We start from the raw sequence: 12,390 nt of genomic DNA, 5'->3' as shown, positions 1-12,390 counted from the left end.
CGCGCGTGCGGGGCGCTCCCCCCACCGACACCCCACCGCGCGCCCCGCGCTGCGAGCGCGGCGGTGTCGGCGGGCGCGGGGGCGCGCTTCCAGCTCTTCGGGGGTCATCCGCGGAGCGTCCGGCGTACCCCGGCGCTCACAGGATGGAGCCCGGCGTGTACGCCGCGGCCTCGGGGTGGCGCTTCAGGATCTCCTCGATCCGGCCCACGACGGTCGCGATCTGCTCCTCCGCCGCGCCCGTGAAGGACAGCTTGTCGGCCATCAGCGCGTCCAGCTCCGCCCGGTCGAGCGGCATACGCGCGTCGGCGGCGAGCCGGTCGAGCAGTTCGTTGCGCTCGGCGCCCTGCTCGCGCATGGCCAGCGCGGACGCCACCGCGTGCTCCTTGATGACCTCGTGCGCGGCCTCCCGGCCCACCCCGGCCCGTACCGCGCCCATCAGCACCTTCGTCGTCGCGAGGAAGGGCAGGTACCGGTCCAGTTCGCGCGCCACGACCGCGGGGAACGCGCCGAACTCGTCCAGCACGGTCAGGAAGGTCTCCAGCAGCCCGTCGAACGCGAAGAACGCGTCGGGCAGCGCCACCCGGCGCACCACCGAGCAGGAGACGTCGCCCTCGTTCCACTGGTCGCCCGCCAGCTCGCCGGTCATCGACGCGTAGCCGCGCAGGATCACCATCAGCCCGTTGACCCGCTCGCAGGAGCGCGTGTTCATCTTGTGCGGCATCGCCGAGGAGCCGACCTGGCCCGGCTTGAAGCCCTCGGTGACCAGCTCGTGCCCGGCCATCAGCCGGATCGTCTTCGCCACGGAGGACGGCGCGGCGGCGAGCTGCACCAGCGCGGTCACCACGTCGTAGTCGAGCGAGCGCGGATACACCTGGCCCACGGAGGTGAACGCCTGCGCGAAGCCGAGATGGCCCGCGATCCGCTGCTCCAGCTCGGCCAGCTTCGCCGTGTCCCCGCCCAGCAGGTCGAGCATGTCCTGCGCCGTGCCGACCGGGCCCTTGATCCCGCGCAGCGGGTAGCGGCCCAGCAGGTCCTCCAGCCGGCCGTACGCCACCAGCAGCTCGTCGGCCGCCGTCGCGAACCGCTTGCCGAGCGTGGTGGCCTGCGCGGCGACGTTGTGCGAGCGGCCCGCCATGACCAGCGCGCCGTACTCGCCCGCCAGCTTCCCGAGCCGGGCCAGCACCGCCACCGTACGGTCGCGGGTCAGCTCCAGGGAGAGCCGGATCTGAAGCTGCTCGACGTTCTCCGTCAGGTCGCGCGAGGTCATGCCCTTGTGCACCTGCTCATGGCCGGCGAGGGCGTTGAACTCCTCGATCCGCGCCTTCACGTCGTGCCGGGTGACCTTCTCGCGCTCGGCGATCGACGCCAGGTCGACCTGGTCCAGGACGCGTTCGTAGTCGGCGAGGGCGGCGTCCGGCACCTCGATCCCGAGGTCCCGCTGCGCCCGCAGCACGGCCAGCCAGAGCTGACGCTCCAGCTTCACCTTCTGCTCGGGGGACCACAGCACGGCCAGCTCCGCCGAGGCGTAGCGGCCGGCAAGGACATTGGGGATACGAGGCTTGGGAGTCACGTGAGCTGATTCTACTGTCGGTTGACGCAGTGCGGCGCCGCGCCCGTTCTCGTACGTTCCTCCAAGGCGCGACCCGGGAACCCCGGCCCCGCGGAACCCCGACCCCGCGGAACCCCGGCCCCGCGGAGTCGGGTCCTACGGAGTCCGGTCCGGCGGTGTCAGGCCGCGTACCTCGTACGGCAGCAGCTCCGGCCGCTTCGCCGCCCGGCCGTCCCCGGAGGAGCGCCCCGTCACCCGGCGCATCACCCACGGCCCGAGGTACTGCCGTGCGAACCGCGCGTCGTTCGTCCGACGGGCGAGCCACGGCTCCGGCCGGGCGGGCGGCAGCTCCGCGCGCCAGTCGTCGTCCGCCGCCAGCCCGAGCGTCTGCCACACCGCCTCGGTGACCCGGCGGTGGCCCTCCGCCGTCAGATGCAGCCGGTCCACGTCCCACATCCGCTGATCGCCGAGGGCCGGCACCCCGTACAGGTCCACCACCAGCGCGCCGTGCGCCGCCGCCAGCTCGTCGACGACGGTGAACAGCTCCTCCATGCGCGGCCGGAACCGCTCCATCACCGGGCCGTTCCGCCCCGGGCTGCGCATCAGGACGAGCTGTCCGCACGCGGGGGCGAGCCGTTCCACGGCCTCCGTGAGCAGCCCGCGCACCCGGCCCATGTCGACCTTGGGCCGCAGGGTGTCGTTGAGCCCGCCGACCAGCGTCACCAGGTCCGGCTTCATCGCCGCGGCGAGGCCCACCTGTTCCTCGACGATCTGGCCGATGAGCTTGCCGCGCACGGCGAGGTTCGCGTACCGGAAATCGGGGGTACGGGCCGCGAGCCGCGCGGCGAGCAGATCCGCCCAGCCGCGGTACGAGCCGTCGGGCAGCAGGTCGGACATGCCCTCCGTGAACGAGTCGCCGAGCGCGACAAAACTGGTGTAGTTGGCATTCGTCTCCATGGCGGAGCCGATCGTACCGCGCGGTAGCTTCCGGCTCCCACGGCCCCTCGCACACCTGCCGGCCGTACGTCTGCGGGCTTCGGGACGTGGGCCGGCCGCTCACGCGTGCCGGCCCACCAGCTCCCGCAGTACGTCCTCCATCGTCACCAGACCTTCGAGCCGCCCGTCCTCGTCCAGCACCGCCGCCAGATGGGTACGGCCCCGGCGCATCGCCGTCAGCACGTCGTCCATCGGCGTCGTCGCCCTGACCCGCGCGATCGCGCGCATCCCCGGGACCGGGAACGGCTCCTCGCGCGGCGTCACGTCCAGCGCGTCCTTCACATGGAGGTAGCCGAGGATGCGGCGCGCCGGATCCACCACCGGGAACCGTGAGAAGCCGGTCTCCGCGCCCAGCCGCTCCAGCCCCTCCGGAGTCACCCCGAGCCGCGCCGAGACCACCCGCTCCAGCGGCAGCACCACATCGCGCACCGGACGGCGCCCCAGCTCCAGCGCGTCGTGCAGCCGCTCGGCCGCCCGGTCGTCGAGCAGCCCCGCGTGGCCCGAGTCGGTGACCAGCCGCGCCAGCTCGTCGTCCGAGAACGTGGCGGACACCTCGTCCTTCGTCTCCACCCTGAGCAGCTTCAGCAGACCGTTGGCGAAGGCGTTCACCGTGAAGATCACCGGACGCAGCCCGCGGGCCAGCGCGACCAGCGGCGGCCCCAGCAGGAGCACGGCCCGCGCGGGCCCGGCCAGGGCGACGTTCTTGGGCACCATCTCGCCCAGCAGCATGTGCAGATACGTGGCGACGGTGAGCGCGATCACGAACGAGAGGAGGTGCACGAGCCCGTGCGGGATCCCGATCGCGTCGAAGAGCGGTTCCAGCAGATGGGCGAGGGCGGGCTCGGCGACGATGCCCAGCACCAGGGTGCAGAGCGTGATGCCGAGCTGCGCCGCCGCCAGCAGCGCCGAGACGTGTTCCAGCCCCCACACCACACTGCGCGCCCGCCGGTCGCCCGCCTCCGCGAGCGGCTCGATCTGGCTGCGGCGCACGGAGATCAGGGAGAACTCGGCCCCCACGAAGAACGCGTTGACGACCAGGGTCAGCAGTGCGACGAAGAGCTGTACGGCGATGATCATCCGGCGTCCTTCCCGGCCCCCGGGCCCGTGCCGGTGTCCGTGCCACGGCCCGGAGCGCCGTCCGTGTCCCCGTCCGCCGTCAGGGGCGCGCGCAGCAGCACCCGCGCCGCGCGCCGGCCCGTGGCGTCCACGACCTCCAGCTCCCAGCCCGCCAGCGCCATCCGGTCGCCCACCGCGGGGATCCGGCCCAGCTCGGTGGCGACCAGCCCCGCGAGGGTCTCGTACGGGCCCTCCGGCATCCGCAGTCCGACCGAGCTGAGCTGGTCGGCGCGGGCGGCGCCGTCGGCCGACCAGAGCGCCCTGCCGTCCGCGTCCTCGCCCACCGGTGCCAGATCGGACCGCTCGTGCGGATCGTGCTCGTCCCGTACCTCGCCGACGACCTCCTCGACGATGTCCTCCAGCGTCACCACCCCGGCCGTCCCCCCGTACTCGTCGATGACGACGGCCATCGTGACGCCGCCCGACAGCCGGTCGAGGAGGGTGTCCACCGTCAGGCTCTCCGGCACCAGCAGCGGCTCCCGCAGCAGTTCGAAGACCGGGAGCCGGGGCCGGCGCTCCGCCGGGACCCTCAGGACGTCCTTGATGTGCGCGACCCCGACGACGGTGTCCAGGCTGCCCCGGTAGACGGGGAAGCGCGACAGACCGGTGGCCCGGGTCGCGTTGGCGACGTCCTCGGCGGTGGCCCGTACGTCCAGGGCCATCACCTGCACGCGGGGGGTCATCACGTTCTCCGCGGTCAGCGCGGCCAGGCTCAGCGTCCGTACGAACAGCTCCGCCGTGTCCTGCTCCAGCGCGCCCTCCTTCGCCGAGTGCCGCGCGAGCGCGACCAGCTCCTGAGGGCTGCGCGCGGACGCCAGCTCCTCGGTGGGCTCCAGGCCGAACCCGCGCACGATCCGGTTCGCCGTGCTGTTGAGATGGGCGATGAACGGGCGGAACGTGGCCGTGAAGTACCGCTGCGGCGTGGCCACCACCTTCGCGACCGCCAGCGGTGAGGAGATCGCCCAGTTCTTCGGCACCAGTTCGCCGACGACCATCAGCACGATCGTCGACAGGGCCGTCCCGATGACCAGGGCCACCGAGTACGCCGTGGACGGGGAGAGCCCCAGCGCCTCGACCGGCCCGCGGATCAGCTTCCCGATGGACGGCTCGGCGAGCATCCCGACGACCAGGTTGGTGACGGTGATGCCGAGCTGTGCGCCGGAGAGCTGGAACGTCAGGCTCCGTACGGCCTTCAGCGCGCCCGCAGCCCCCCGCTCCCCGCGCTCCACGGCCCGTTCGAGATCGCCGCGCTCGACGGTGGTGAGGGAGAACTCCGCGGCGACGAACGCCCCGCAGGCCAGCGCCAGCGCGATCGCCACCAGGAGCAGAAGCACTTCGGTCATCCGGTCACCTCCGTCTCATGATCGCCGCACGGGCCGTGGACCGCGCGGCGTCGGCCGTTCTCAGGTGCCCGTGGGTCCGGCCGGCATGCGTGCGACCGCCGTACGGTCTCCGGCCGGCGGTCCGCCGTTCAGGCGTCCCGCGCCCCCGCTCCCGTCCCCGCTCCGCCGGTCCCGGCCAGCGGCTTCACCCAGCGCCGCCAGTGGTCCTCGCGGTGGTAGCCGGCCGTGGCCCAGGTGCGGTGCGCGCGCTCGTTGGACTCCAGGACCATGGCGTCGGCCCGGCGTCCGCCCAGAGCGCCGAACCGCTCCTCCGCGGCGTCCATCAGAGCGGTGGCGACGCCCTGGCGCCGGTGGTCCGGATGGACGGCGAGCCGGTAGGCGGAGCACCGCCAGCCGTCGAAGCCGGCGATCACGGTCCCGACGAGGTGGCCGGCGCGCTCGGCGAGGAGCAGCGCGCCGGGGTCCCGTGCGACGAGCCGGGCCACCCCGTCGTGGTCGTCGCTGATGCTCGTTCCTTCCGCCGCCTCGCGCCAGAACCCCAGCACGGTGTCGATGTCCGGGGCGGTGGCGTGGCGTATGCGCAGATCGTTCATGAGAGGAGCCAACCAGAGGTGGCGCCGCGCCCGCTTCTGCGTTATAACTTCTAACGAAGGGGATAGTCAGTAACTAGTCAGTCGTTGCGAGAGGGGACGTCATGGACGCCGAAGGATTCGTCGAGGTCGTACTGCCGGGCAAGGTCGCGCCGGAAGGGCTCCGGATACGCCGGGGAACCGTCCCCGTCGCGGGCCCCGGGCAGGTCGTGATCCGGATGGAGGCCACCGGGGTCTCCTTCGCCGAGCAGCAGATGCGCCGCGGCCGCTACTACGACCAGCCGCCGTTCCCCTTCGTGCCCGGCTACGACCTGGTCGGTACGGTGCTGTCGGCCGGCGAGGGCGTCGGCCCCGGCCTGATCGGCACCCGGGTGGCCGCGATGGTCAAGGTCGGCGGCTGGGCCAGCCATGTGTGTGTGGACGCGGCGGACACGGTGCCGGTCCCCGACGGGGTCGGCGCCGCGGAGGCCGAGACCCTGGTCGTCAACGGCATCACCGCCTGGCAGATGCTGCACCGCAAGGCGCGCGTCCGGGCGGGGCAGACCATCCTGGTCCACGGGGTCAACGGCGGCGTCGGCTCGGTCCTGGCCGAGTTCGCCCACCTCGCCGGGGTGAAAATGATCGGCACCGCCTCGGCGCGCCACCACGACGCCCTGCGGGAACGGGGGATCGTCCCGGTCGACTACCGCACCGAGGACGTCGCCGCGCGGGTCCGCGCGCTCGCCCCCGGCGGCGTGGACGCCGTCTTCGACCACATCGGCGGCCGGTCCGTCGTCGACTCCTGGCACCTGCTCGCGCCCGGCGGCGCGCTCGTCTCGTACGGCACCGCCTCCACCCGGGACGACGAGGGGTCCAAGCAGTGGCCCGTGATCAAGCTGCTCGGCCGGGTGTGGCTGTGGAACGCGCTGCCCAACGGCCGCAGCGCCTGCTTCTACAACGTCTGGGCCGGACGCGCCCTCGCCAAGGACCGGTTCCGGGCCCGGCTGCGCACCGACCTCACCGAGGTCTTCGACGCCCTGCTGCGCGGCGACGTCACCGTCCGGATCGCCGCCCGGCTGCCGCTCGCCAGGGCCGGCGAGGCGATGCGTCTGGCCGAGTCCGGCACCGTCGCGGGGAAGGTCGTACTGACCCCGTGAGCCGGCGCCCCCGGGTCAGCCGCCCCGCAGCTCCTCGATCACCGGGCCGAACGCCTCCATGCACGGGTCCAGGACCGTCAGATAGCTGAATCCGTACCGCTCCCGCTGCGCCCTGAGCTGATCGGCGATCTGCCGTACGGTGCCGACCGCGAGCAGCGGCAGCTCCAGCGCCTCGTCCTCGTCGAGCCGCAGCCTCGGCAGCAGTCCCCGCACCGCCGCCCGCCGGTCGGGGGTCACGGCGACGGACTGGAGCAGCAGATTCAGCTCCGCGGGCGCCGCCCGCCCGGCCTCGAACCCCCGGTAGGCGGCCACACGGCCGTCCAGTTCTCCGGCGGTGAGCGGCCGCAAGCCGTCCGGGGTGTGCCGCGCCCCGGTGAAGGCGGTGATCGCGGCCCGCTCGGCGGCCAGCCGCAGCATCCGGTCGCCGTTCCCGCCGATCAGCAGCGGAGGCATCGGGGACTGCGCGGGGCGCGGGGCACACGCCTCGTCGGCGAACAGCCGGTCCAGCTCCGCGACCGTACGGCTGAGCAGGCCGACCCGCTCGCCCGGCGGCAGGAACGCCAGCCCGGCGCGCTCGTGCTCCTCCCGTACGTACCCGGTGCCGAGCCCCAGCTCCAGCCGCCCGCCGGAGAGCGCGTCCACCGTCGCGACCTCCCGGGCGAGCAGCGCCGGGTTCCAGAACGCGGCGTTCAGCACGAAGGTGCCGAGCCGCACCCGCCCGGTCGCCTCGGCGGCGGCGGCCAGCGCGGGGAACGGCGCGACCATCCCGAGGTGGTCCGGCACGAGGATCACGTCGTACCCCAGCTCCTCGGCGCGCCGGCACCGCGCGCGCCACCCGTCGCCTCCGGAGGGCGTCGTCATGTTCACACCGAACCGGAAGGGCCGTGTCATGGGCGCTCCTTCGTGCCGCGCACGATAGGGGGTATCGCCCCAGGGATACCCGTTCCGTACGGAAAACCTCCGCCGGAAGCGTGCCGGGTCAGAAACCCCCGGGCACTCCCGGCGCCCCCGGTGTCCCGGGCACCCCCGGCGCTCCCGGCGTCCCCGGCTCCGTGGACGCGGCGGCGAAGGCGGCCGTGAACGCGTCTGCCTCCCAGCCGCCGCCCAGCTCCGGCGCCAGCCAGGTGGCGGCCCGTGTACGGAAGTCCGCCGGGTCCAGCGCACCCGTGCCCGCCGGCAGGGCCCCCAGCAGCGGCGCGCCCGCCGCCTCCGGCAGGTCCGCCAGATTGCAGCGCGCCGCCAGCCCCGGCTCGGCCGGCCAGCTTCCGATCACCACACCCAGCGGCGTCAGCGACCTCGTCCGCAGCGCCTCCGCCGTGAGCGCGGTCGCGTTGAGCGTGCCGAGTCCGGCCTCCGCCACCACCAGGACGGGGGCGTCCAGCAGCCGGGCGGCGTCCGCGAGCGTGGCGCCCGCCGCGTCGAACCGGACCAGCAGCCCGCCCGCGCCCTCGACCAGCACCAGATCGTGTTCGGCGGCGAGCTTCTCGGCCGCCTCGGCGATCCTGTCCGGGCGCACCGGCTCCATGTGGGCCCGCAGCGCCGCCGTCGCGGGTGCCAACGGCTCGGGGAACCGGGCCAGTTCGACCGCGGTCACCGGCCCGGCGAGCCGTACGACCTCCGCCACGTCCCCCGGTTCCCCCGGAGCCATCCCGGTCTGCGCGGGTTTGAGCACCGCGACGGTCCGGCCCCGGGCGAGCGCCGCCGCCGCCAGGGCGGCCGTCACGACGGTCTTGCCGATCTCCGTCCCGGTCCCGGTCACGATCATGGTCGGCATCGTCGGTCAGCCCTCTCGCCGTGCGGTCGCCGCGTCCGCCGCGACCGCGGTCACCGCGCGGCAGATCCGGGCGATGTCCTCGTCACCTGTCACATACGGCGGCATCGTGTACACCAGATCGCGGAACGGCCGCAGCCAGACGCCCTCGCGCACCGCCGCCCGCGTCGCCGCCGCCATGTCCACCTCGTGGTCGAGCTGGACCACCCCGATGGCGCCCAGCACGCGCACGTCCTCGACCCCCGGCAGCTCCGCGGCCGGCGCGAGCCCTTCGCGCAGCCCCGCCTCGACGCGCTCGACCTCGCCCGCCCAGTCCTGGCCGAGCAGCAGGTCGATCGAGGCGCAGGCCACCGCCGCCGCCAGCGGATTGCCCATGAAGGTCGGGCCGTGCGCCAGCACCGGGACCTCCCCGCGGGCGATGCCCTCGGCCACCCGCGCGGTGCAGAGCGTCGCCGCCATCGTGAGATAGCCGCCCGTCAACGCCTTGCCGACACACATCACATCGGGGGACACCCCGGCCTGCTCCGCGGCGAAGAGCGTGCCCGTACGGCCGAAGCCCGTGGCGATCTCGTCCAGGACGAACAGCACGTCGTGCGCGTCGCACGCCTCCCGCAGCACCCGCAGATAGGCGGGGGAGTGGAAGCGCATCCCGCCCGCGCCCTGGACCACCGGTTCGACGATCACCGCGGCGAGTTCGTCCGCGTGGCGGGCGACCAGCGCGCGCAGTCCGTCGGCGTACGTCTCGTCGTACGCGGCGGGCGGCGCGTCCGCGAAGATCTGCCGGGGCAGCACCCCCGACCACAGCCCGTGCATCCCGCCGTCGGGATCGCACACCGACATCGGCTGCCAGGTGTCGCCGTGGTAGCCGCCGCGCCAGGTCAGCAGCCGTTGTTTGGACGGACGCCCGGCCGAACGCCAGTACTGGAGGCACATCTTGACGGCGACCTCGACCGAGACGGAGCCCGAGTCCGCGAGGAAGACATGGCGCAGCGGCTCGGGCGTGATCTCGACCAGCCGGGCCGCGAGCCGGACGGCGGGCTCATGGGTGAGCCCGCCGAACATGACATGGCTCATCCGGTCGAGCTGGCCGCGCGCCGCCTCGTTGAGCACGGGGTGGTTGTAGCCGTGGATCGCCGACCACCAGGACGACATGCCGTCGACCAGTTCGCGCTGCCCGTACGCGGCCTCGGCGAGCCGCAGCCGTACCCCGGAGGCCGACTCCACGACGAGTGGATCCGTACGGCCCGGCATCGGGCCGTACGGGTGCCAGACATGCGCCCGGTCCAGGGCGAGCACCGCGTCGGGCGCGAGCGGCCCCGAGGAGAGCGAGGGGAGTGAGGGGGAGTCAGGCATTGGGCGCCAGATCCGTACCCGCCCCCCTGCGGCGTACGGAGACCAGGTCCGTACGGAGCCCCGACGGGGCCGCCTGTGCCTTCTCCCCGTCGGCCGGCGCGGTCCCCGACCCTTCCCCGGCGGCCGGCGCCGCCTCCGCGGACGCGTCGGATCCGCCGCAGGCGCCGCCGCCGTCACCGCCGCAGGGCGCGCAGCCGCCGCCGCGGTGCTCGGGCAGCGTCGACGTCCCCGCGCCCTCCACCTCGAAGCCCGCGTCGGCGATCATCTCCAGATCGGCCTGGCCCGCCTGGCCCTCGCTGGTGAGGTAGTCGCCCAGGAAGATCGAGTTGGCCAGGTGCAGCGCGAGCGGCTGGAGGGTGCGCAGATGCACCTCGCGCCCGCCCGCGAGCCTGACCTCCACATCGGGGCAGACGAACCGCGCCATCGCCAGGATCCGCAGACAGCGCTGCGGGGTGAGGTGCCACTCCCGCTCCAGAGGGGTCCCCTCCATGGGGATCAGGAAGTTGACCGGCACCGAGTCGGGGTCGAGCGCGCGCAGCGAGAAGACCACGTCGACCAGGTCCTCGTCGCTCTCCCCCATACCGGCGATCAGCCCGGAACAGGCGGAGAGACCGGCGGCCCGCGCCTGCCGCACGGTGTCCACCCGGTCGGCGTAGGTGTGGGTGGTGGTGATGTCGCCGTACGTCGCCTCGGAGGTGTTGAGGTTGTGGTTGTACGCGTCGGCGCCCGCGGCGCGCAGCCGCTCGCCCTGGCCTTCGGAGAGCAGCCCGAGGCAGGCGCACACCTCGACGTCCTCGTTCTGTTCCTTGATCGCCTCGATGGTCCGCGAGACCCGGTCGATGTCCCGGTCCGTCGGCCCGCGCCCGCTCGCGACCAGACAGACCCGCTTGGCTCCGCCGGCCACCCCGGCGGCGGCGACCTTGGACGCCTCGTCGGGTTTGAGCCAGGTGTACTTGAGGATCTCCGCCTTCGAACCGAGCCGCTGGGAACAGTACGAGCAGTCCTCCGGGCACAGGCCGGACTTCATGTTGATCAGGTAGTTCAGCTTCACCCGCCGCCCGAACCATTGACGGCGCACCTTGCCGGCCGCGGCGACCACGTCGAGCAGCTCGTCGTCGGAGGTCGCCAGCACGGCGAGCGCTTCTTCACGGGTCGGCGGCTCGCGCCGCAGGCCCTTCTCCACCAGCGTGTTCAGCAGATCCATACCGCCGATCCTGACCTACCGGGCCGCTCCCTGACCACGGAGGAACCCCACAAGGCCATCGGATCGGGGTGTGTGCATAGCCACACCAAAAATGGGTTCGGGGGCGGTTAAGGTCTGTGAGCTGCCTACAAAAGGACGGGACCGATGGAGCAGGATCACCTCGACCCGGCGGACTCTCCGCATCCGGCCGGCGGATCCGACCCCTTCGCGTGGACCGACGGCGAGGCGCTGCGCCGTGAGCGGGCCGGTCTGGTCCGTACGCTCAGGCCGCGCCCGGCCGACTCCGGCCTGCTGGACCTGGCGAGCAACGACTACCTCGGCCTCACCCGGCACCCCGCCGTGACCGGCGCCGCCGCCGAGGCGGCCCGCCGCTGGGGCGCGGGCGCCACCGGCTCCCGGCTGGTCACCGGCAGCACCGCCCTCCACGCCGAACTGGAACGGGAACTGGCCGCGTTCTGCGGCTTCGAGGCCGCGCTGGTCCTCTCGTCCGGTTACGCGGCCAACCTCGCCGCCCTCACCGCGCTCACCGCCCGCGACGGCATCCTCCTCTCCGACGCGGGCAACCACGCCTCGATCGTGGACGGCTGCCGGCTCTCCCGCGCCGACACCGTCGTCGTACCGCACGCCGATCCCGAGGCCGTCGCCAAGACACTCGACGCGCACCCGGGGCGGCGCGCCCTGGTCGTGAGCGACGCGGTCTTCTCGGTGGACGGCGACGCCGCGCCGCTCGCCGCGCTGGCGGGGGCCTGCCGCGGCCGGGGCGCCGCCCTGCTCCTCGACGACGCGCACGGCCTGGGGGTGCTCGGCGCGGGCGGCCGGGGCACCGTCGCGGCGGCGGGCCTCGCGGGCGCCCCGGACGTGGTGACGACCCTGACCCTCTCCAAGTCCCTGGGCAGCCAGGGCGGCGCGGTCCTCGGGCCGGCCAAGGTGATCGACCATCTCGTCAACGCCGCGCGGACGTTCATCTTCGACACGGGGCTCGCGCCCGCGTCGGTCGGCGCCGCGCTGGAGAGCCTGCGGCTGCTGCGGCGTGAGCCCGAACGGGCCGGCCGGGCCAGGGAGGTCGCCCGTACGCTCCACCGGCTGCTGACCGGAGCGGGGCTGACGGCGGTACGGCCCGACGCCGCCGTGGTCTCCGTACAGGCACCGTCGCCCGAGGCGGCCGTGCGCTGGGCCGCCGAATGCCGGGCGGCCGGACTGGCCGTGGGCTGCTTCCGGCCGCCGTCGGTCCCGGACGGCATCTCCCGGATCAGGCTGACGGCCCGTGCCGATCTGACGGTGGGCCCGAACGGCACCGCGGGACGCCCCGTCGTGGCACACGCCCCCCGGGGC

11 protein-coding genes are annotated in these 12,390 nt (G+C 73.9%); 2 read left to right on the top strand and 9 right to left on the bottom strand.

Features of this window, described 5'->3' with window-relative positions:
* Nucleotides 1-136 precede the first annotated feature (136 nt).
* The 5 genes from purB to ACFXPK_RS02030 form a co-directional block, all read right to left on the bottom strand.
* Nucleotides 137-1,570 (bottom strand): adenylosuccinate lyase, encoded by a 1,434-nt coding sequence (purB, locus tag ACFXPK_RS02050; protein ID WP_385006761.1) that lies wholly within the window; start codon nt 1,568-1,570, stop codon nt 137-139.
* A 135-nt stretch (nt 1,571-1,705) separates the two neighbouring features.
* Entirely contained in the window at nt 1,706-2,506 is an 801-nt protein-coding gene (locus ACFXPK_RS02045; protein WP_385070573.1) for an SGNH/GDSL hydrolase family protein, read from the bottom strand.
* Nucleotides 2,507-2,605: 99 nt separating this feature from the next.
* The gene (locus ACFXPK_RS02040) at nt 2,606-3,619 is read right to left on the bottom strand and encodes a hemolysin family protein (RefSeq protein WP_385070682.1); all 1,014 of its coding nucleotides are present in this window, start codon (nt 3,617-3,619) and stop codon (nt 2,606-2,608) included.
* The gene (locus ACFXPK_RS02035) at nt 3,619-5,004 is read right to left on the bottom strand and encodes a hemolysin family protein (protein WP_385070571.1); all 1,386 of its coding nucleotides are present in this window, start codon (nt 5,002-5,004) and stop codon (nt 3,619-3,621) included. Before ACFXPK_RS02035 ends, ACFXPK_RS02040 begins: the two co-directional genes overlap by 1 nt.
* Nucleotides 5,005-5,132: 128 nt before the next feature.
* Entirely contained in the window at nt 5,133-5,597 is a 465-nt protein-coding gene (locus ACFXPK_RS02030; RefSeq protein ID WP_385070569.1) for a GNAT family N-acetyltransferase, read from the bottom strand.
* Between the two features lie 101 nt (nt 5,598-5,698).
* Here ACFXPK_RS02030 and ACFXPK_RS02025 point away from each other — a divergent pair, with 101 nt between their 5' ends.
* Complete coding sequence (locus ACFXPK_RS02025; RefSeq protein WP_385070566.1) at nt 5,699-6,730, top strand: medium chain dehydrogenase/reductase family protein; 1,032 nt, start codon at nt 5,699-5,701, stop codon at nt 6,728-6,730.
* A 15-nt stretch (nt 6,731-6,745) separates the two neighbouring features.
* On the opposite strand, the gene ACFXPK_RS02020 is transcribed toward ACFXPK_RS02025, so the two are convergent.
* The 4 genes from ACFXPK_RS02020 to bioB form a co-directional block, all read right to left on the bottom strand.
* Nucleotides 6,746-7,621: a TIGR03621 family F420-dependent LLM class oxidoreductase gene (locus tag ACFXPK_RS02020; protein ID WP_385070564.1), complete on the bottom strand. Its 876-nt coding sequence runs from the start codon at nt 7,619-7,621 to the stop codon at nt 6,746-6,748.
* An 88-nt stretch (nt 7,622-7,709) separates the two neighbouring features.
* Nucleotides 7,710-8,504, bottom strand: coding sequence for a dethiobiotin synthase (gene bioD / locus ACFXPK_RS02015; RefSeq protein ID WP_385070561.1), 795 nt, complete (start codon nt 8,502-8,504; stop codon nt 7,710-7,712).
* 6 nt (nt 8,505-8,510) lie between these two features.
* A complete protein-coding gene (locus ACFXPK_RS02010) occupies nt 8,511-9,854 on the bottom strand; it encodes an adenosylmethionine--8-amino-7-oxononanoate transaminase (protein WP_385070558.1) in 1,344 nt (447 codons plus the stop codon).
* Nucleotides 9,847-11,058 carry a biotin synthase BioB gene (gene bioB / locus ACFXPK_RS02005; RefSeq protein WP_385070555.1) on the bottom strand — a complete coding sequence of 404 codons (1,212 nt, stop codon included), beginning with the start codon at nt 11,056-11,058 and terminating at the stop codon, nt 9,847-9,849. The genes ACFXPK_RS02010 and bioB overlap by 8 nt, the downstream gene beginning before the upstream one ends.
* A gap of 144 nt (nt 11,059-11,202) precedes the next feature.
* Between bioB and ACFXPK_RS02000 the strand changes: the two genes are divergently transcribed.
* A partial coding sequence (locus ACFXPK_RS02000) for an 8-amino-7-oxononanoate synthase (RefSeq protein ID WP_385070552.1) occupies nt 11,203-12,390 on the top strand: 1,188 nt, incomplete at its 3' end.

It is taken from the genome of Streptomyces sp. NPDC059142 (assembly GCF_042755665.1).
GTDB lineage: Bacteria > Actinomycetota > Actinomycetes > Streptomycetales > Streptomycetaceae > Streptomyces.
This window is presented reverse-complemented; position numbering and strand designations above follow the sequence as displayed.